This is a genomic window from Parabacteroides sp. AF48-14 (assembly GCF_003477465.1).
Lineage (GTDB): Bacteria > Bacteroidota > Bacteroidia > Bacteroidales > Tannerellaceae > Parabacteroides > Parabacteroides acidifaciens.
The window spans coordinates 1-21,319 of sequence record NZ_QUDI01000061.1 but is presented as its reverse complement, the minus strand read 5'-3'; the positions used below and the strand labels follow the sequence as shown (position 1 = coordinate 21,319).

The following is a 21,319-nucleotide window of genomic DNA, read 5'->3' as shown; positions in this document are numbered from 1 at the left end:
GGTTGTGACCGGCATGGAGCAAGATGATATCTGCCGGATAAAGCCGGTAGATACTGTCGATCTTCGACTCTAAAAACTCCACATTCTTGCCGCTGAAACCACAATGACTAAGCGTCCCGATCCGGCATTTACTTTCACGGGGACCGATAAAATCAAACTGATACCCGGCTGTAAACAATTTCTCCCAAAGCGGAAACAAATAGCAAGTAAAGTAATCTGATCCTTCCGTAATGGAATCACCTAATCCCATTATGGTAAACCGTTCCTGCTTCTTTTCTTGTCCGGCAAGCGTAACCGAATAAGAGAATAAAGAAAAGAATAACAGATATAAATAAAGAGCTTTATGTTTCATGATTTTTAGACTTGCAATATTTTATGGGCATATATTAAAAGGGGGTGTCAAAATGTACTTGTCTTCGCATCAAGCGCAGGAACAAGGCAGTTTTGACACACCCACACTTTTCCATTTATTGAACAACCGGTTTGTCTTTCAATATACCACCTTCGTTATAACGCTGGTTGTTCGGCAGTCCTTCCTTATTCACACCTTTCTTCATCAACGTCTTCAAAGCATCCAGATGCAAGCGGTAAACACCACGGGGTGTCACACCATATTTCTTGCACAATGAAGCAGCCATACCTACCACCTCTCCCATCATCCCCGTCGTACGCATCACACGGACTGTTCCCAATGCCACGTGGGTCACGCTTATATTACGGCCGGCCATAAACAGATTGTCCACATTACGCGAATACAGACAACGATACGGAACCGCATACGGATGGATCAGGATATGCTTCGTCACCGCTTTGAACTCATTGCCCGGAAAATGTTCACTGTTTTTCGGGTCCTGCCAATGCAAATCGATACTCCAAGTTGTAGCAAAAGAGGCATCTTCATGAGAGACATTTTTCGTGATGTCGTCTTCCTTTAAGATATAATCCCCCATCAGACGACGCGATTCACGCTTGCCGGCAACATAAGCCACCCAGCCCAATTTCCGGTTCTTATAGGGATCGTTTTCCTTCATACGATTTTTCAGGTAACTCCAGTTTGAATAGACAACAAGCATTCCATAATCACGGATGCGTTCGAAGTCCTTGATCTGGTCGAAGTTCATGCCTGTCTCCCAGGTCCATTCTCCCATCATCACCTTTTCGCAATTCTTGTCGTTGAACTCCACTCCATAGTTGAACTCAGGAAAAGGGCTCGATTTCTTGTTATCCACAGAATACCACTGGACAGAAGAACCCATCGTCAACTTATCGGCTTTCTCCGGAGCGATGCTCTCACCATACTCGTCACGACCTTCACGCCCCATACGGTAGTCGGCACCCGCCAAGTAACCGATTGTCCCGTCTCCCGTACAATCGGAGAAGAGAGGAGCCTCGAACCTTAACTCTTTACCGCTTTCGATGTGTTTGACAACAACCGATGTGATCTTATCTCCCTCCTTTGTCACTCCTATTGCACGATAGTTCAGGAAAAGAGACACATTCTTTTCACCTGCCAGCCAATCCATTTTCTTCTGGTCTTCATAATATTCGGCTGGTTGTGCGTTTCCACCCTTTTCCGGACCGAACTCTTTCTGTAAACCGCCAAGTTCCTTATAAGTTCCTTCTTCGATACGACCTCCTAAATGAACACGTATCTCCGAACTGTTATTTCCACCGACTACAGGACGATCATTGATCAAAGCCACCTTACACCCCAGACGGCCGGCCGATACTGCCGCACTCATCCCTGCTATACCGGCACCCACAACTACCAAATCATACTTGCCGGCAACCGGTGCTTCATCCGGTAACCCCAATGCTTTACGACGAAATGCTTCCAACTCCTTGATATCCGACGGAGGTATCTTGTCGGCTTCCATAGTAAAGTAGATCGCATCGCAACGGCCGTCAAATCCTGTCAAATCGTGTAGCTTGATCACGGTTTTCAGATTCTTAACAGACACCTTTCCGGCTATCTGCCACATCCAGGCAGAACCCTCCGCTCCCAATGGAGAAGTCATCTTCTTCCCTCCGACAGACAAACTGAATTTCCCGGGACCTTCCCCTTTTTTCCAGGGAGAGGTCCAGTTATAGGTACGAACATAGACGTAATATTCGCCTTTTGCAGGAAAAGTCACTTCCGTATAGGCATCATCCACTGGCACACCCATTCCGTGTGCCAAAAGGTAAGGCGATCCCATCAGATCCATAAACTGCTGGTCAACCACCCAGCCTCCTTTATTGCTGAAACTCTCGGCTTCAACAAACAGGTCTGCAGCCCGGATATGACCTAAGCTGATCAGTAACAATAAAGTAAAAATTACACGAGTTTTCATGATATTAATATTTAAAACTTAACAATATAAATTTCATTTCTCTTCTTTAATATTTTCCAGATGAACGCATATAGAACCTATACTATAAAATTAATTGCCCTTCTTCTTTCAATCTTTTTCTTAAATAAGAAGTATCAATCGCGTGCACATCATTTTTAGCTTGTTTAATTGCATGCATAGCAGCCATACCAGCAGCCTCCCCAGTTACCAAGCAACATGGCATTACTCGGGTACTCCCAAAAGCCTCTTCGTCTGTCGAGATACAGCGACCTGCCGTCAATAGGTTTTTAATCCCTTTAGGGGTCAGACAACGATAAGGAATGCCATGCGATTCTCCTTTTTTATAGTGTTCCGGAATATGCTTGCCGCTATGAATATCTATATAATAACAATTACGCCCTATCTCATCCTCAAAAGATTTCCGCTCTCTCCAATCTTCCGCTGTAAAAACATAATCACCCTCAATCCGACGACTGTCTCTTACTCCGAGCAAAGATGCTGTTCTCACAATAAAGGCATTTGAAAATGTAGAAGGTCTGACAGCCTTCATCGCTTCCAAATATTGAACAGCCTTCTCTCGTCCAGTTATCATTGCCTGAGATATTGCCCAAGGATCTGTTGTATCAACATCCATATGACCTGCATTACATTGAAGGACATCCGGACCTATCAAATTATTACAAAAATGAGTATCAACCAATGGATATTTACCAGAACGGACTGCGACATAAAGAGGTGTCTTTTCATTCTTCCATTCATATAATGTCGGACCATTCATATAATCATAAGAGTCTATATTTGCAAAAGAAAAACATAAACTCGATTTTTGAACAGCACCTTCATCCCCATACCCGCGTTTAAAAGAGGCACCAGCCCAAACAGCCAAATCGCCATCGCCTGTTGCATCAATATAAACTTTACTCTTAAAAGCCACAAGTCCTGCTTTATTCGATACAATAATAGCATCAATTGTATCTTTTGAAATCATTTCAACAGTAGCCAAACGAGAAAAAAACAAAACTTTAACCCCTGCCTTCGTTACCATCCGGTCATAAATAGACATCAAATATTCAGGATTAATACTTACCCAATCCAATTTATTCTCAGGTTCGTGAGGAACCCCTTTTTTGGAAGCTCTAAATATTTTCTCTGCCAAACCTCTATATATAATTTTCTCTCCATCAGAAAACGGGCACCAAGCAGGAACCATTCCTGAAGTTCCCATCCCCCCCAATTGTCCCATAGCCTCTATCAATAAGGTCTTAGCACCTTCCCGGGCTGCAGAAATTGCAGCAGTACACCCGGCAGGTCCTCCACCTACAACAATCACATCCCATCGATCATCTACCTTTATCTTTGAATGTTTAAAGGTCAAACTCTTTTCCTGAGAGTTCTGTGATGTTGAATTTACAAAGTTTGGCATCGCTGCAGTCATAGCCATCACACTTGCTTTTTTTACAAAATTTCTTCTATTTACCATCACACAGTCTTTTAATAATATCATATTCAGTATAAACAAATCGCATATTTCATCCTTGCTATATTAAAAACTCCATTGATCCTTCCATTCGACAATCAATTTTCCATTTTCAATTCGCAAAGGAAGCCAAACATAAAGTCCATCGCTGGCTCGTTCAGGATTCCAAATATCAAACATTGCGATATAAAAACCCGGACGTTGTTTCACGGGTAAGATAAATGAAATTTGGGCTCCAAATGTTTTTTCAGCACCTAATTGGTTATAAGTATTCACTCCAATACATGGGTTTCCTAAATCTTTATATCCTTTCCACAGATTTTGAGTAGAAAAAGAACGAGCCGCATTCGGAGCCCAGCCAGAAGACCCTGATCCTATCATATAATAAATACCATCTTTTCTGACCATAGCCGGAGCTTCCGTATGCAACGGTATATCCGAAAGAACTTTATATGTTCCTTCGGGATATAAACAATCATCTTGCAAACGTCCTATACAGAATGCCTTATCCGGTTTACGGACTGTTAAATGATAGACGTTGCCATCCTCATCCTGGAACATACAAAAGTCTCCCGATCCTTTAGACGAACCAGCCCCTAAAAACTTATGGCTATATTGAAACGGACCAGAAGGATTTGTACCCGTAGCAACACCTACATATCCGGTATCATAGCCTCTGCCAGGCAAGTATAACTTAAAATACATCACATACAATTTCGTCCGTTTATTATATATCACTTTGGGACGCTCTAAAATACACCCTAAAGCAATATCGCTTTGAGGATTCTGATAATCAACAGACAGTATAATCCCTTCATCCTGCCAATTATATAGATCGGTAGATGAATAACAATGAACACCTCCATCTGCACCTTCTCTTTCCGATTTTCCTAACAATTTATGCTCTCCATACCAATAATAAGTTCCATCTACATAAATGATTCCCCCACCATGGGCATTAATAGGATTACCATTCAAGTCTGTCCAAATTTGTCCGGGACAAAAATACTTTCTTCCATCTAAAGGAGAATTCATTTGTTGCCCTATCAAAGTAGACGGGCATAAAACCAATAAAAAGAATAGACGTAACAGCATATCTATTTATATTTAGCATGAAACAACTCAAAATCATCAAACAGCCCATAATCTGTAAGGATATATCCATCCGCATGATCATTCCCATTATGCTTTTGCCAATCCCAAGGAGGAGTTGAGCCATTACTCCTACTATGGTGAGGACCTAAAAAGTTATCCATTCCTCCAATTACTCTCACTTCTATTCGATTTTTACCGGATTTTATAAAATCTGTAATGTCCAAATTATAGGGATCAGTAAAAACAAGGCCGGCTTTCTGCCCATTCACCCAAATTTGCACAAGACTCCCCTTCCATTTAGGAACAGAAATATAATAACAATCCTGCTTCATATCAATGTGATAAGATTTTGAATAACACATCTCCCATGGATAAAAAGGAGCTCCCCTATCTTTTGTCGATCCCAAAAGATAGTTATTCTGTCTACCACTTATCACCCATTTATTATTATTTGTAACCACGGCAAAATCACCTAAAATATAGATCGGTTCTATCTCTGCTTCGACATTAAATTTATCAATTGACATCTCAACTTTATTTATTCCGGTATGCAAATAAGTACCTATCGAAAATAAAGTAAAATCTTTATCCAAATATTGTACTCCTTTCGTATCAAGAAGATGTCCATTTATTGAAATGTCATACATTGAGGCACGTTCGCACAACATTTTTAACGATGAAAAATCAGTTAAGTCATTCAATATTTCAAATGAATAAATCACACTGAAACCAGGAACTTTCGACATATCCCGATTTATAATATCTTGCTTAAACTGAACCGCTCTAAACCAAGGATTTCCATCTTTGAATCCAGCCTTTCTAAAAACATCAAAATTAGCATCCAAAAAATATTGATTATCCCAGATACTATCATTCCGTATCAAATCCAAATAATCAATAATCAATGCATTATCCCGCAACCTCTTAACTTCTGTTTGATTTTCACTTTCAATCACTTTGCGCTCTACAAATGCATTTCTCTTTCTGCCCTCTTTTACCTCTTGGTGGCTTATATAGAGTATTAAACTTCCTGCTGGTTCCAAAGATCCTGAAAAAGAAAGAAGATTTCCTTGTTTCTTATATGGGAAAGTATAAAGTTCTCCAGAAAATGCATCCAGATCAATAATAGATTGTCCTTTCATTTCTATAGAAAAGGAGGCCGCTTCCGATAAAGAGGAATTAGTCAATAATAATAATTCTCCATCTTGATATTCTCTCCGGTGATGATACAAATTTCCTCCGATTTGCGAAGTAAACAAAATAGAGGGTGATCCCAATTGTGCTTGTAATTGCTTTTCCGATAGACTTTCAGCACGAATAACCCGCTTATCCTTAAACAGTTCTATAACTTCTTCTGATCTTACTCCATCCACATAGATTGGAATGGAGTAAGATACAAGTCTCCCCCCTTGTTGCACAAATTTTTGCAACAATGCAAAACAAGAACTATCTATATTTTCAACATATTCAGGAATAACAACCGTAGAATACGCACATTGACCGACAAGGAAATTATTCGCATCCACTTTGCCATTTTGTGCAATAATATGTTCACAACCAAGATCATATTCAATCTGCTTTTTTGATAGCTCTGTCACTAAATGTTGAAAAGCATCTCCAATCTTCCTTGCAGTATTGTTTCCGTCATTTCCTATATGTTGAGCATACATCCAGGTAGTAGTAGTAGGCTCAAGAACAAGCACATTATTCTTTTGCTGTCCCAAAGTCATAACATACGACATTCTTACCAGATATTCATTCATTTCTCCATAATCATTCCACCAAGAAGCCATCGAAGAAAACATTGGAGGCCAGTCATATTTGCGAACGCCCAAAAAACTCATATGGGAAAGATGTTGGTTTATGAAATTCACACCCATTACATTCAACCAATCGCTATGCCGTTTAAAGTCTTTGAAGTTCATGTTCCATCCTCCACCTCCATACGCCTCACATAGCAATCGCTCTCGTCCCAACTGATTTGCAACACTCTTCGCTTCCTTTACCACACGTATATTTCCAAACATAGCAGATGTCTTTTGCTCATCGAAAGTATTTGACAACATATCAATACCCGGCATTTGTTGCCAAGCATTCATTGCCATATTATCCGGTACCTGTTCTATACCAGGCCATGTTTGTTCCCAATAATGTCCTGTCCAAATCAAATTATGTTCCTCACAGTATTCATACCAAGGCTTTGCCCAACGCTCTACAAAAAGATCCAGTAGTAGCTTGGAATAATCATACCGAATCTTTTTCCAATCCCCGACTGCCAAATGTAAGGATGGCAAATGCTCTTTCAAATCATACCCATACTTTTTGCTGAAAACTTCAAATAAATCAGGTGTCCAACGAAAACCGCCGGAAGAACGAATATTAATTTCATCAGAGAAAATACCTTTAACGCTTTTTCCAAACTTCGATAAAAAATTCTTCTCATAGCCCGACATCGTTATTTCAATAAACTTGTCCGTTACTCCCGATAATAATAAATCAGTATAACAGAAACCTGCATACCAGGCCCTTGAGGGTTGTGTATTATCTGGATAATAGGTTTTCTTATATAGATAATAATTTCCCTTTTTATTTAAATAATTGGAGACTACAGTAGTAATATCCAGATATCTCCCATTTTCTTTCAGCAAAATTACAAAATATTGACCATAATCATCAGGAAGCATAGTCGTCTGTATCGGAAGTAATCCCTGTCCCTGAGTATATGACTCAGGCATCTGGTTAGGAAGCAAGCCACCGGCAAACCCACTGGGATAAGCATTCTCATCATATAACCAGATATCCAAACCTAACTTTTCAGCTTGTTGAACTGCATAATTGTATAATTCAAACCATTCATCAGAAAGATACTCAGTAATCATGCCATAGCGAGGATGGACAAACACACCACCAAATCCCTTGTCTTTGAAATCAACCAGCATCCGATCTATTTCAGGCTTTGTCACCTTATAATTCCAAACCCAGAATGGGGCAGTACGATACTTATTAGGCACATGTTTAAAATGGCTTTTCAAATTATCAAATGCACTTTGGGCATCCGCACAAACAAAACACCCCCAAATAAAACAGATAAATAGTAAACTGATTTTTTGTTTCATATTCCCTCCTGTTCTCGCACAAATTGTATAACAGCTCCCCCATTTTGCCTCATCTCGATTATCCATTCTTCTCCAGAGGCAACTTCTTTTTCATTTTTTATCACATTCCTGGCATCCTGCATATCATCCATGATACTGTAGCTTTTCCAAGTTCCTCTTCCTAAGAAACCAGCATTTACCTTTACTGCATTAGAAGTCCCTCCATTTAAAGCAATCCAATACCAATCATCACCCTTACGGCGTGCCAGTATAGCCATTGAAGAAATCGAACTTTCTGGTAATACAATTGTTTCATCCCATACCGACGGCATTGCTTTTAATAATGGGAGCATAGGTGTAATCTTTTCATTCATTAAGAGTGTATCCGGATGCTCCGCAACTACTAACAAAGGAGAAGTAAAAGCAAACCCTGTTGCCAATTGATGAGCCCAAGATGTTTCTCCCGGATTAGAAAATCCAATTGGTGTATAATCTGCATTATTTAATATACAACGAGTGAAGACCAATGCAACATTATGATTTCCTGTTAAGTGTTCGTTCATCCGGTTCAACTCCAAACCTCTAATACCCTCCCTTGTTATTTCATTTGGATAAGTACGATATTCTCCCGAGGTTGCTGGCAACCGTGAAAATCGACCATTAACTGACGCTTTGCACTAAACTGCAAGGCTTTTACATCAAAATCAATCAACGATTTACTTTCTCCATTCATAAAATCAATTTTAATACCGGATGCTCCAGCAGACTTCACACTATCCAAAAATAAAGACATTATCCGATAATCATCAGCCGGAATATTCAATTGATCAGAATGTTTCCATACAAATACACCAACATTACGTTCATGAGCATATTCACATATATGTTTTAAATCAGTCCATTTATCCTTCCACTTTTCCCAACCTTCATCCAATAATGTATACTCATATCCTAACTTCTGCGCACAATCTATCATGTGTTTTTCCAAATCCATCGTCATATACCCTTCACTATTTGACCACCAGCTCCAAACAGATCTTCCTGGCTTAATCCAACTTGAATCCTCAAATAATTCACTGTCTGGAGCCGGGTTCAAATTAGTAATCAAATCACTATTCACCAACTCATTCAAATTATCTGCTAAAAGAACGACACGCCAAGGAGTCACTCCATCTCCTTGTATAAAAAAGCCATCTTCTCCTTCTGTAAAATTCACCTCAAGAGATGCATCCGATTTTGCATTTAGCCTCATTCCACTATAATCGTAAAGTGCTGCTTCTGTTATCGCCATATATTTTTTTTCCGGAAGTTCATAAACCAACACAGGCCCCTGTACCGGACCAGTCGGAGAAACACTATATAGACTATCCGACATTGTAGACATCCAATTACCCGCATAGCTTTTCAATTTCCAATGGTTTGGTCGCTCAAAATACCATACAGGTATTTGCCGGGGAGGTGTAAACGTAGTCAGCTCTTTACTCACTTTTACAAAATTATTCTCATTCAAAATATAACGAAAAGCCAATCCATCCTCAAAAATACGTGCCTGCCATAAAAAACAGATTTTAGGAGAACTGACTTCATAGGTAAACTCAACAGCTTTATTTATTGCCTCCGTATGAAATCCACGAGTCCCATATCGCTCATCAATTATCCTTTTACCTACTTGTTTGATTGAAATAGGTTCACTTAATGTATCACAACCAAGCGCAATTCCTAATCGGGAAGGATTAATAACCGGGACCCCATGAAAAGAAACAGTATAATATAAACACCCTTCATTTATAAATAAAGATGCACAAACATTCTTATTCGGACTTTGCATCAAATCCGAAGAACATGAAAGAAGGCATGATGAAATAATTATGTAAATAATTAATCTTATATTTTTCATTTCAAAATAACTATTTAGAAGGTTTATGCATCATCTTATCTTCAATATAAGTAGCAAGAATTACACTATCAGATTTCAGAATTAGACGCGTATGCTTCCCGTTCTTAGACTTTATCCAGCTATTATGTCCTTCTTCGTCAACTACAAATGTACCCTTTTCTTCTTCAAAAAAAGGATTACAACCGTAAATCGCATGCAAAACAGCAGTCTGATCATAACTGGAACGCCCATAACGATCTCTTTCTATCCGGCTCATTACATAGGCATAAATATCTTTTACTGGACTCTTAATAATTGTTGTATCCTGAATTAGCCGGACTCCTGTTTTCACATGTCTCCCGATCTCAGCTCCACTGAAAACAAATTCTGTAGGCCAATTCTCCACGACATATTTAGAGGCTTTACTATCCACTTTTATATTAGTTTCATATCCATTAGGAAATTCACCAGCCATACTCACTAATTTGCGGACCTTCAACTTAACTAAATCCACCCCCGACAACTCACTGTATTGATCTGGTAATGATTCCAATAAATGGAAAAGATTTGTAAAAAAACCAATTGTTACAATCGTTACACTTTTATTTTTTGATTCTGAAAGTATTCTTCTATACACTTCAACAGCATCAGGAACATCTTCCGTTGAGAGTAAACGATGTGGATAATTGGCATAAATCGTATCTAGCCAGTTCTCCCATGAACCAATATTTACATCACCTTTTTTAGGAGCTCCAATAGGGATATCCGATCTATTATAATACATATTTACAATATCCAAACAAGGAGCGGCCAAAGGATGTCTATTAGAGACAATCGTTGATAATATCCTTGCTTCCCCCTTATCGGCTGCACAATGCAAAAAAGCAACAGCTCCAACATCATCATAATCTGGTCCAAAATCAGTATCCAATATAATCAGAGGAACATCAGGACAAGAATTCTGATGGCAAGAATAAAATGAACAAAACAATAAACAGAGAATTAAATATCTTAACTTTATCATATAGGATAGATATTATTTAAATACTTGCATTCCAAATAAAGAAATAGGAATATGCGGACTAGTCTGATATAATTCAACAGTTAAAGAATTTGTTCTAATACCATTATGCAAACAAATTTCATTTTTAGCCTGATGATTTTCGGTGACTTCATAGATGATATGTCCTGAATCATCCTTAATTTTGTAATGTTGGATACAGAACGGCATTATACTTTCCGGATGCCCCATTAAACAAGATTCCATAGCATGATCATAATCCAAATCAAACCACAATATGATTCGTTTAATTACCTGGACAGCATTCCAACGGCATTCAAGTCTAGCCGTTTTACAATACAACGGGGCAACCCAAGCATTCACATTTCCATTTGCAGGACGAAATACACCTGTTTGCAATTGAGACAATCCAAAACGATCCAAAGCTGGCGCTATTTTTATCGCCAGGTTTTTACCTCCGGGCCTACGTTCAGGAGTATAGAATGGTATTTCATCCACTCCATATTTATCATCTTTCTTTTGGATCCTACCCTGAAATAAAGACAATACACCTGTCAATCTCACATTAGATTGAGCAACTGAAACATTCTCTTTTTTCTTTACCACAACCAATCCATATTGCTCTTCTTTCAATGATACTCCATATTTCACCCGAACAGAAGAAACCCCCTTTTCAATACTATAGTTTTTTTTCGATAAACAGATATCCGGTGTATAATTTCCCAAGCGAGAACTGACATAGAATTCAAAATCAAGTGTAGTCGCTTCTTCTGCCTTTACTGTAAAAGTAAATTCAGGAATCTTACCTTTACCCAAAGGAAGCAACATACCAATATCATTCTTCAAAGATCTCCAAGTTCCATCCTCCGGTAATTCAGACAAACGTAAAAAGTCACTTAAGAATATCTTCCCCTTTAATGCTAAGTCATCCTCATTTTCAAGCTTAATACATGGTATATAATGCCCTGTTTGCATCAAATCCATTTGCAACTTCTTCACAAACCCTTTGGAATACACTTCTTTAGGAGAAATATTATTCTTTTTACAAATAACAGCAGCTAAAGCAGCAGCCTGTGCACATAATGTTCCAGTCGCGATGACACGAGTAGAACCGAACGCTATATGAGATACACTAATTAATCGTCCACCAAAGAATAGGTTAGTAATATTACGACTATAAATAGAACGATATGGGATCGTATAAACACCTTTACTATGATATTGAGTACACCCTGGATAATTACTATATACCCCTGCCCCCGGATGTAGATCAATCGCCCATCCCCCGTAGGCTATAGCATCTTCAAAATTTTTCTGTTCGATAATATCTTGTTGCTTTAAAACATAATCACCTTCAAAACGACGACTTTCACGTTTTCCAGGAATTGTACTGACCCATTCAAGAGTCAGATTTTCCACATCTTTAAACTTGCCGGAATTCTTAATATAATCCCATACGCCATAAACAACCCTCCACAATTCATCCTTAATTTTTTCTGATTCAAAAACATGATCTAAATCATCTCCCCATTCCAACCACCATAGACGACATCCACTCGAATCGCGCTGTATATCTTTATATCGGGGAACCTTTTCTTCAATATCTTTCAAAGCAAAAGCCGGAGCTACATATTTAACAGGATGTCCTGCATCTTTACTATAAAAATACATAGAATGCCCCAACAACTTTCCATAATCATCTGGAAGAATAAATTTTTCACCGAAAACATCGCCTTTTTCAGCACCAACTCTAAATGCAGCACCAGCAAGGAAACCAACAATACCATCGCCGGATGTATCACAAAAGTATGAGGCACCAATCTCATATTGGGTTGAATTTTGACTACAAAAAGCAATAACTTTTCCCACCTGGTTCGGTCCATCCATTTCTATAGCATAAACAGCCGTATTCAATAAAAGTGAGATATTCGGCTCCGCCCAGACTTTTTCTAATAATAAAGCATCAAAAAAAATAGGATTTCCTTCTTTATTTCTATAGATATTCTCTACTATTAACTCATCTAACACACCTCCTTCACGAGCCCAACGATTATTATTTCCCATATGGCTGGTCGCCCCCAAAACCCAAAGGCGAACTTCACTCGAAGCATTTCCACCCAATACTGGACGATCTTGAATTAAGACAACCTTCAATCCGGCACGAGCAGCTGTAATAGCAGAACAAACACCAGCTACGCCACCACCTACCACTACATAATCAACCTGTTTTTTTATACAAGGTAATTCCTGAGATGATAATCGATTAACATCAACCTGTAAAGCATTAGTTACATCAATATTTTTTGTTGCAATACTCTTTTCAGGCAATCCCATCCCAACAAATGCTAATCCACAAGTTTTAAAAAAAGTACGTCGTCTTATTCTATTAGGTGTTTCCATGTTCTTTACTTTTTAATGTGTCCAATTCTTATCTTTATATACTCGCACATAATCTATTTCCATAAAAGTCCGATCTATTTTATCTGTAACTTCTCCAGCCCAATTTATAATGGCTAAACTTAACATCATTGGAGCTGGGGAAAAACAAAAATTATTTTTCACACGACGAATTTCCATCCTATCCAAATAAAATACAATCTCATTTTCAGTCCATTCCATACCAAAAACATGAAAGTCTTGAGAAAAATCCTTTAAAGGATAATTATAAGATTTATGAGATGTTGGATGCTCTGTTTTCCCGTTGGAGTTGACAGAACTATCAGACCAATTGTGAATATTTGTATTAACCTCATTGGGATAATGTCCTTCATTAATATCTATTTCAAAGCGCTTTCCCTGGTTTGGCTCTGGATCATTCTGACGAGTCATCAGCCAAAATGAATTATTTGTCCCGGTTTCGCTGGCATACTTGTATCTGCACTCAAAATAACCATATTTAAAATTACGCCTTGTCCATATACTACCAGATGTCCATTCCTGCCCGCCCCGGTTTTCTTTACGATTGACCAGTCGGACCATACCATCAACCACTTCAACATTTTCTTCCCATCTACTACACAAGATATGGCTATTAGGGGCATTTTGAGCTTCCCAAACCAATAATAACTCATTACGATCCAGATAATCAAACTCATCAGACCATATTAATTCCCAATTTTCCTTATTCTCAGGGTTAATTACTTTTTGAGCATTAATACCCGAATTATATACAAAAAACAGGATACTAACAATACATATATACTTTTTCATGGATTATAGATTTAAGAATTGAAAAGGGACACACATTCAACACGCACATGTATCCCTTTCTAAAAGATTAATATCCAGGATTCTGTGCCAAACCAGGATTCAAATTCCGTTCACTTTCCGGAATCGGCCATAGTTCATCTCTACCTTGAGTAAACAAACGATTCTCTACAATACGATAATCGGTTGATGGGTGCGGAGCATAATTTTGCCATCCTTTATATTCCGGCTCTCCATTTTCGTCAAACGACACATCAGGCCATTCTGCGATGGCCCCCTTAAATGGCCTTCCTAAAACCGGACGGTTCCATAAATATTTGCCCATCCCCAACGGCGTAAATCTGTAAACCGGAATCCTTCAAAGGCAAGTTCTATCTTGCGCTCCAACCGAACCTTCAAACGAGCATCATTCTGATTTGCAAAATCACTTAATGAAAATGCTGGCATCTTGACATCTTCACGAGCAGTTCTTAATTCATTAATGGCATCCACTACAGACTGATCGATTTGATTCATTTCAATCTTTGCTTCTGCATAAGTCAAAAGAACTTCAGCATACCGACACAAGATAAGAGGATAATCCCCCTGAGTTCTTTTATCTTTATAATCCATATCCGCATATTTCCTTGGATAATACCCGGTATAAGAAGTATATTGATTGACAGAATAACAATCATTATTTGTCACCCATGAATCTGTTACATAATTGTAACAAGTCGTACTATCTACATGACTTTCAAAACGATAATCGCCAAAACGATCTCCAGGCATTACAAAACTCAATTTCAAACGGGGGTCACGATGTTCAAACGGTGCTTTTTTGTCAAACAACGGAGACTCTGCTATATTTTTACCATCAATACACTGATAAGAATCTATCAAACTTTGTGATGGAACCAAACAAGCCCAACCGGAAACATTACGGGACAAAAGATATTGAGGTAAGGAATGGTACTGATTCAACTCCGAACTATATTCTTTCATCAAGATAATTTCCTGATTTGAAGGATCCCATAATCCTACCGGCAAGAATAAATCACCATATTTTGGATATAACTTATAGACACCGGAAGAAATGACAGCTTGAGCCGCAGTAGCTGCGACATCCCACTTTGCAAAATACAAAGCAGCCCTTGCCTTATAAGCATTAGCAGTTCCGCTTGTTGCACGCCCTTTATCAGCAGCTTTACTATAAGTCGCAGGTAATAATTGAGCCGCTTCCTCATAATCAGCAAAAATCTGATCAATAACCTGATCTTTGGGAGTACGCGTCACGCTTAACCCTTCATCAACAGATACTACCGGTTTTAAAATCAAGGGTACATCACCAAAATAAGTTACTAAATGAGTATAATAATATGCCCGTAAGAAAAGAGCCTCACCCTTAAATTGTTTTATTTCGCTTTCCGTGAGAAGTGAACTTTTTTCATCAATAACTTGTAGCATACTATTACATCTGCCTATTCCTTGATAAGCCCTCTTCCATGTTTTACCAACAGTTCCGTTTTTGTCATCCTGCTCCCCTTTTGCTATTGTTTTAAAATCATTATCTTGTCGGGGAAAACCGATATCCGACATACAATCCAGAACAATCGGAAAAACATAGGAACCTTCATCTGTTTCCTGTAAAAATTTATAACAAGCATTAATTCCTCCGTTTATTTCCTGAGCATTTGTATAAAAGGTTTCCTGAGACGGTTTATCCAATGGATATTTATCCAGGACATCGCATCCTTCCATTGTCAATGCTGCAATACTCAATATTATAATTATCGATTTTTTCATATTATTTACTTTTATGCATTTAGAAATTCAAATTAAAACCAAATGAATATGTTTTAACCAAAGGCATTGTATTACGGGCCCCATTTTCTTTTTGTTCAGGATCATAACCAGATATCATATGATCAAAAGTTAATAAATTCTGACATGAGACATAAAATCTTGCGCCTTTAATAAAGACATTACCCAGTAAACTCTGTGGTAGAGTATATCCTAATTGAATATTCTTTAAGCGCAAATATGCACCATTCTGTTTCCAGTAGGTAGATGGTTTTACGTTATTAGCACTGGCAATAAACATACGAGGATAAGCAGCATTCGTCATACCTTCCTGCCACATTCCCTCTTTTTGCCATTCCTGTACATTTCCTGCATTATTAAACGCCCACGCCAAATCATCACGAATATAAGAATCCCGTTTCCCTACTCCCTGGAAGAATAGTCCCAAATCAAATCCCTTATACTGCATAGTCAAATCCAAACTATATGTATAGCGAGGTATGGTATTTCCCATTACAACATAATCATCACCAGTGATAACACCATCACCTGTATCGGGAATTCCATCACCATTAGTATCAATGGTCGGTTGGTCTATGTATTTAACATCCCCTCCTTGCAATTTTCCATATTGGGTAATTCCATAATTCCTTGCATCTTCAAACGTTGGAAATAAACCATCAGCCTGCAATCCCCATAATGAATTCAATGGATATCCCTCACGATTTGTAAAAATATTATCAAAATTCTTCACAATTCCTTTCATATCAAGAACCTCATTTTTTACATCAGAAAGAGAAGCTGCTACACGGTAATAAAAATCACCAACCTGGTCGTTCCAGGTTAAATTCAAATCCCAACCTTTATTCCGAACTTTTCCAGCATTCTGCTTCGGTTGATTACCATAACCCATTACAGCCGGAATATCCATACTCATCAAAATATCACGAGTAGTCTTAATATAATAATCAAATACAACATTCAACCTATTATTTAAGAATCCCAAATCCAACCCGATATCAGCCATTTCCGTAGTTTCCCAGGTATATCTCTCATTGCATAATCGGTAGCAGCATATCCTTCAGCTACTAACTGATTAAAAACAATTTGCTGATTAAGATTTATATCCATAGAGAATGGATAATTGCTTCCCAAGCCTTCCTGGTTACCTAAAGTACCCCAAGACCCACGTAATTTAGCATTATTAAGCCATTTCATATTTTCCATAAAGCGTTCTTCAGAGAAACGCCATCCAGCAGAGAATGAGGGGAAAACTCCCCACTTATGCCCTGATGCAAATCTTGAAGATCCATCATAGCGAACATTCGCTTCTAACAGATACTTCCCTTTAAAGTCATAGTTAATTCGACCAAAATATGATTGCAGTGCCCATTCATTAGCTTCTCCTTCTCCTCTCTGATTTAATACCGGAAATGCATTTAACTGGTCATATGAGAATTTACTTCCTTCACGATATCCCTTTTCATTTTCCCAATAATTTGTAATTTGCTGGAAACCGGCTAATGCAGTCAAGTTATGCATACCAAAACTTTTCTGGAAATTTATCAAGAACTTAACATCCTGATTTAGTGAATATTCATTTATCAAATCAAGCGTTTGTTTTGTTGGATATGTAAACGCGGCATTTCCATCTGCATCATAATAATCAATTGTCTTTTGATGCTTCTTTGTTGTCTTCCAATTAAATTTAGGAGCATAAGACAAGTCAAAACTTAAAAAATCAAATGGTTTGTAGGAAGCTTTGAAATTAACAAGACCTTCATGATAGCGATCTTTATTATATCCGGCAAACTCTTTTCGACTGGTCGCATAGGTGTTCGTTCCTAATTTAGGATATGCTAATTGGCCAAATTCATTTACAGTCCCATAAATTGGAGCTGTTCGACGAACCTCTCCCATCGCAAAATCAGCACCATATGGTTCTTCTACATTTGAATAGCGCCCTGAGAAGTCAATTCCTGCTGAAAACTTCTCTGAGAACTTATAATCCGTATTCACACGCAAGCTATAGCGATCCAGTTTTGTATCTGGGAAAATACCTTCCTGGTCCTGTACATTCATAGAAACAAAGGCTTTCAATTTATCAGTACCGCCACTCATACTTAAATTATAAGACTGTTGAACAGCCGGAGTCTTATAAGTAACTTTTGCCCAATCTGTATTAGGATAACGATAAGGATCTGTAGCCATATTTGCTTTATAGTTATTTATGTAATCATTGCCATAAACAACTCCTCCCGGGGTACCATCATCATTCCTGTTATCATTGGCAGAAGCCAAATCATATAATTCCAGATAATCAATTGCTCCTAAGAACTTTGGTAAATCAACTGGAGTTTGAAGCCCGACATTCGCACTAAAATTGATTGCAAAATCATTCGTTTTTGCTCTTTTTGTCGTAATAAGAATCACCCCATTGGAAGCACGGGAACCATAGATTGCAGAAGAAGCTGCATCTTTCAAAATTGAAATACTTTCAATATCGTTAGGATTAACTGCATTAACCGAACTGGCAACACCATCCACCAATACCAATGGATCATTATTATTCATGGTTCCAATACCTCTGATACGGATTGCTTCACCTTCTTTACCTGGTTGGCCAGAACTGGATGTGACAGTCACACCTGATGCCAATCCTTGTAAAGCTAAGCTAGTACTCATCACAGGACGTTTTGTTAAATCCTGTCCTTTCACAGCTTCAACGGATCCTGTTAAATTAGCTTTTTTCTGAGTTCCGTATCCAACAACAATGACTTCATCTAAAGCTTCTGAATCTTCCTTCATTGTTATAGTTATAGCTTTTTTTCCCACTGTCGGAACCTCGATCGTTACATATCCTATATAGGATATTATTAATGTGGCGTCAGACGCCACATTAAGGGAGAACCTCCCTTCCGCATCTGTAATAGTACCATTAGATGTGCCCTTCTCAACTATATTTGCTCCAATAATCGGTTCACCATTTACATCAACAATCACACCTGTTAAAGCCTTTTCTTGAGAAACATCTCCTTGCTTAAAACTTTTGTTTGACAAGATTACTTGTTTGTCAACAATATTAAATTGAACATCTGTACCTTTAAATAACACAGTCAATGTCTCATTGATATTCTTTGCAGTTATATCAATGTCTACTTTCCGTTTTATATCTACAGACTTATCTGTAAATAAAAAAGAAAATTCTGTGCTACTCTCTATCTGGTCCAAGACTTGCTCGACTGTCACATTTTTCAAAGACAGATTGATTACTACATTTTGTGAATAAGAAGTTGCTGCATGTAGTTGAGCAATCACGATGAATAACAGAAATAAACCAACTTTCATAATACGCATCGATTTAAGTAAATAATGAGGAAAATCCTCATTCGTGGATAATTTTAGAATTTTCATAACTTTGTACTTGGATTTTTAATTTAATATGATTAAGTCCTATCAATATAGATCTTAATTTATTTTTCCACAAGACAGGTATAACTAAACCCGTATACCTGTCATTTTTTATTTCACATTTAGTCTATACCATATACATTCTCCTTTCTTTTTTAGTTAACAAATTTTCAGTTACTAATTACTTGCTACTTCAACCAAACATCTATCCGTTGCCTTGGATAAGTCATATCTTTTTGTTGTTCCGGTTTAGTAACAGCCCACTCTATAGGGGCAGCCAAACGCAAATAATTTAATATTTGTGTGATATCTTCTGTTGAAAAAGTAGCCCTAAACTTATAATCTTTCGTACTCTCTTTATGCAAAACAATATCAATATTATATCGCCTGGATAATTGCTTAAGAACCCCATCTAAAGATTCATTACGAAAAATCAAGCGGCCATCTTTCCAAGCAATTTTTTCTTCTATATTGACTGTCTTTATAGTAAATCGTTTCTCTTTTTTATTATAAGTAACCAGTTCATTTGGCTTTAAGGTCACAGTACGAGAAGAACCGGACAAAACATCCACTCGGCCTGTTTCCAAAGTTGTTTCCATAATAGAATCATTTTCATATGCGTTTACATTAAATTTGGTGCCGTGAGCCATTACTCGAATACCATTATATAAAGATACATAAAACGGATGTTCTCTATTAGACTGCACCTCAAAATATCCCTCACCACTCAATTGGACATTTCTATCCTTTTCCGAAAAACGGGAAGGATATCGAAGCGTACTACCTGCATTTAACCAAACCCGGGAACTATCCGGCAACAATATTTGGGTTACAATGCCTGGAGCAGACGATGCTTCCAAATAAGAAATCGTATCAATCTGCTTCAATTGCCGGATATATAAATAAGACAACACCCCTGTTGAAATCATCAATGGCAGCAATAAAACAGCCGCAATCCGTAGCACATAATAAGTAAAAGTATATTTTTCCCGAATCATACCCAATTTCTTTCTATTCTTTAGATATGCAGCCTGAACATCAAACGATTTGTATTCGCGAATGTCTTCATCTATTGCCTTAGCAATACGAATAGTAGCTTTTATATTATCTATATGCTCTGTCATTTTATTCTCTTTTAATAATAGACACACGAACTACACTAACCCGACACACTTTTTATATTTTTCAAAGAAAAAATTTTTATCTTTCTTCAATTTTACTACATTTGTCCATTACAAAGGAAAAGGAATATTATGAATAATTATGAAAAATATTAACACACCCAATGTCGATCATCTCTTATGGAGCATATCCGTAAATGATGACGAAGCAGCATATCGTTCTCTATTTGAACATTATTATGCAGCTCTCTGTCTATTTGCCAAACGTTACATCGAGGACCGAGACGTACGGGAAGACATTGTGCAGGATGTCTTTTTCAATATTTGGGAAAAGAGAAAATCTATAACTGCGAATATTTCCGCCCGGAATTATTTGGTCACCAGCGTAAAAAATTTAAGTCTGAATTATTTGAGGAAACAAAGCTATATACAGGAATACCAAAATAAAATCATTGAAAATCCTCCCCTATACTCAAACGGAGAAGAAGATTTATACACACTAAATGAATTGGAAGCTTTATTAGCCAAAACTCTGGAAAAATTACCTCCAGAATATAGAATGGCTTTTGAAATGAGCCGGATGGAACAAAAAAGTATGGAGGAAATAGCTGAAATAATGGGTGTTTCTATTCGCACAGTCGAACGCTATCGGAACAAAGCTCTTGAAATTCTAAAAAAAGAATTGAAAGATTATCTTCCGCTCTTATTACTCCTACTAAATAACTAAAATTTAAATATATTTTGAGACCTATAGAAATCCATACCTTCTCAAAAAGTTATCCGTCAATTTCTGGATTTTATAATAATCATCCGTAAGCGGTTTTCTATATAAGAAGATCGGATGTCCGGCACCTTCAAAGAGATGAAGTTCACAATCTACTCCATTTTGCAAAAGCTTATC

14 protein-coding genes and 2 pseudogenes are annotated in these 21,319 nt (G+C 37.7%); 1 reads left to right on the top strand and 15 read right to left on the bottom strand.

Translation table 11 applies throughout. The annotated features are described in order from the left end of the window. The 15 genes and pseudogenes from DW083_RS20170 to DW083_RS20105 all read right to left on the bottom strand — a co-directional run. Positions 1–352 (bottom strand): annotated as a pseudogene (locus DW083_RS20170) (hypothetical protein); the annotation flags it as partial. A gap of 115 nt (positions 353–467) precedes the next feature. Further along, positions 468–2,333 carry an FAD-dependent oxidoreductase gene (locus tag DW083_RS20165; protein WP_122333648.1) on the bottom strand — a complete coding sequence of 622 codons (1,866 nt, stop codon included), beginning with the start codon at positions 2,331–2,333 and terminating at the stop codon, positions 468–470. 82 nt (positions 2,334–2,415) lie between these two features. Continuing rightward, entirely contained in the window at positions 2,416–3,813 is a 1,398-nt protein-coding gene (locus DW083_RS20160) for an FAD-dependent oxidoreductase (RefSeq protein ID WP_122333647.1), read from the bottom strand. 63 nt (positions 3,814–3,876) lie between these two features. Further along, complete coding sequence (locus tag DW083_RS20155; RefSeq protein ID WP_122333646.1) at positions 3,877–4,905, bottom strand: family 43 glycosylhydrolase; 1,029 nt, start codon at positions 4,903–4,905, stop codon at positions 3,877–3,879. 2 nt (positions 4,906–4,907) lie between these two features. Next, the gene (locus tag DW083_RS20150; RefSeq protein WP_158582147.1) at positions 4,908–8,021 is read right to left on the bottom strand and encodes a glycosyl hydrolase; all 3,114 of its coding nucleotides are present in this window, start codon (positions 8,019–8,021) and stop codon (positions 4,908–4,910) included. Next, positions 8,018–8,332: a glycoside hydrolase family 97 C-terminal domain-containing protein gene (locus DW083_RS23195; RefSeq protein WP_255419850.1), complete on the bottom strand. Its 315-nt coding sequence runs from the start codon at positions 8,330–8,332 to the stop codon at positions 8,018–8,020. The genes DW083_RS20150 and DW083_RS23195 overlap by 4 nt, the downstream gene beginning before the upstream one ends. A gap of 87 nt (positions 8,333–8,419) precedes the next feature. Further along, a pseudogene (locus DW083_RS20140) lies at positions 8,420–9,828 on the bottom strand (glycoside hydrolase family 97 catalytic domain-containing protein); the annotation flags it as partial. Between the two features lie 79 nt (positions 9,829–9,907). After that, on the bottom strand, positions 9,908–10,900 hold the full coding sequence (locus DW083_RS20135; protein WP_122333642.1) for a nucleoside hydrolase: 993 nt from the start codon (positions 10,898–10,900) through the stop codon (positions 9,908–9,910). Positions 10,901–10,912: 12 nt separating this feature from the next. Beyond that, the gene (locus DW083_RS20130) at positions 10,913–13,297 is read right to left on the bottom strand and encodes an FAD-dependent oxidoreductase (protein WP_122333641.1); all 2,385 of its coding nucleotides are present in this window, start codon (positions 13,295–13,297) and stop codon (positions 10,913–10,915) included. Between the two features lie 12 nt (positions 13,298–13,309). Further along, entirely contained in the window at positions 13,310–14,107 is a 798-nt protein-coding gene (locus tag DW083_RS20125) for a family 16 glycosylhydrolase (protein ID WP_122333640.1), read from the bottom strand. Between the two features lie 67 nt (positions 14,108–14,174). After that, a complete protein-coding gene (locus DW083_RS23460) occupies positions 14,175–14,429 on the bottom strand; it encodes a RagB/SusD family nutrient uptake outer membrane protein (RefSeq protein WP_255419849.1) in 255 nt (84 codons plus the stop codon). Beyond that, positions 14,396–15,889: a RagB/SusD family nutrient uptake outer membrane protein gene (locus tag DW083_RS20120; protein ID WP_255419848.1), complete on the bottom strand. Its 1,494-nt coding sequence runs from the start codon at positions 15,887–15,889 to the stop codon at positions 14,396–14,398. The genes DW083_RS23460 and DW083_RS20120 overlap by 34 nt, the downstream gene beginning before the upstream one ends. A gap of 19 nt (positions 15,890–15,908) precedes the next feature. After that, a complete protein-coding gene (locus DW083_RS23455; RefSeq protein WP_255419847.1) occupies positions 15,909–16,913 on the bottom strand; it encodes a TonB-dependent receptor domain-containing protein in 1,005 nt (334 codons plus the stop codon). Continuing rightward, positions 16,880–19,234 carry a SusC/RagA family TonB-linked outer membrane protein gene (locus tag DW083_RS20115; RefSeq protein WP_255419846.1) on the bottom strand — a complete coding sequence of 785 codons (2,355 nt, stop codon included), beginning with the start codon at positions 19,232–19,234 and terminating at the stop codon, positions 16,880–16,882. The genes DW083_RS23455 and DW083_RS20115 overlap by 34 nt, the downstream gene beginning before the upstream one ends. 251 nt (positions 19,235–19,485) lie before the next feature. Continuing rightward, positions 19,486–20,421 carry a FecR family protein gene (locus DW083_RS20105; protein ID WP_122333649.1) on the bottom strand — a complete coding sequence of 312 codons (936 nt, stop codon included), beginning with the start codon at positions 20,419–20,421 and terminating at the stop codon, positions 19,486–19,488. A gap of 139 nt (positions 20,422–20,560) precedes the next feature. Between DW083_RS20105 and DW083_RS20100 the strand changes: the two genes are divergently transcribed. After that, positions 20,561–21,145, top strand: a complete 585-nt coding sequence (locus DW083_RS20100) for an RNA polymerase sigma-70 factor (RefSeq protein ID WP_122333639.1) — start codon at positions 20,561–20,563, stop codon at positions 21,143–21,145. Positions 21,146–21,319 lie beyond the last annotated feature (174 nt).

Bases quoted from the DNA above. Each gene is read 5' to 3' on its own strand.
- DW083_RS23195 (WP_255419850.1), bottom strand. From the start codon at position 8,332: ATGCCGTCGGTATGGGATGAAACAATTGTATTACCAGAAAGTTCGATT.
- DW083_RS20155 (WP_122333646.1), bottom strand. From the start codon at position 4,905: ATGCTGTTACGTCTATTCTTTTTATTGGTTTTATGCCCGTCTACTTTG.
- DW083_RS20125 (WP_122333640.1), bottom strand. From the start codon at position 14,107: ATGAAAAAGTATATATGTATTGTTAGTATCCTGTTTTTTGTATATAAT.
- DW083_RS20120 (WP_255419848.1), bottom strand. From the start codon at position 15,889: ATGAAAAAATCGATAATTATAATATTGAGTATTGCAGCATTGACAATG.
- DW083_RS20150 (WP_158582147.1), bottom strand. From the start codon at position 8,021: ATGAAACAAAAAATCAGTTTACTATTTATCTGTTTTATTTGGGGGTGT.
- DW083_RS20165 (WP_122333648.1), bottom strand. From the start codon at position 2,333: ATGAAAACTCGTGTAATTTTTACTTTATTGTTACTGATCAGCTTAGGT.
- DW083_RS20105 (WP_122333649.1), bottom strand. From the start codon at position 20,421: ATGACAGAGCATATAGATAATATAAAAGCTACTATTCGTATTGCTAAG.
- DW083_RS20135 (WP_122333642.1), bottom strand. From the start codon at position 10,900: ATGATAAAGTTAAGATATTTAATTCTCTGTTTATTGTTTTGTTCATTT.
- DW083_RS23455 (WP_255419847.1), bottom strand. From the start codon at position 16,913: ATGGCTGATATCGGGTTGGATTTGGGATTCTTAAATAATAGGTTGAAT.
- DW083_RS20160 (WP_122333647.1), bottom strand. From the start codon at position 3,813: ATGGTAAATAGAAGAAATTTTGTAAAAAAAGCAAGTGTGATGGCTATG.
- DW083_RS23460 (WP_255419849.1), bottom strand. From the start codon at position 14,429: ATGGGCAAATATTTATGGAACCGTCCGGTTTTAGGAAGGCCATTTAAG.
- DW083_RS20100 (WP_122333639.1), top strand. From the start codon at position 20,561: ATGAAAAATATTAACACACCCAATGTCGATCATCTCTTATGGAGCATA.
- DW083_RS20130 (WP_122333641.1), bottom strand. From the start codon at position 13,297: ATGGAAACACCTAATAGAATAAGACGACGTACTTTTTTTAAAACTTGT.
- DW083_RS20115 (WP_255419846.1), bottom strand. From the start codon at position 19,234: ATGAAAGTTGGTTTATTTCTGTTATTCATCGTGATTGCTCAACTACAT.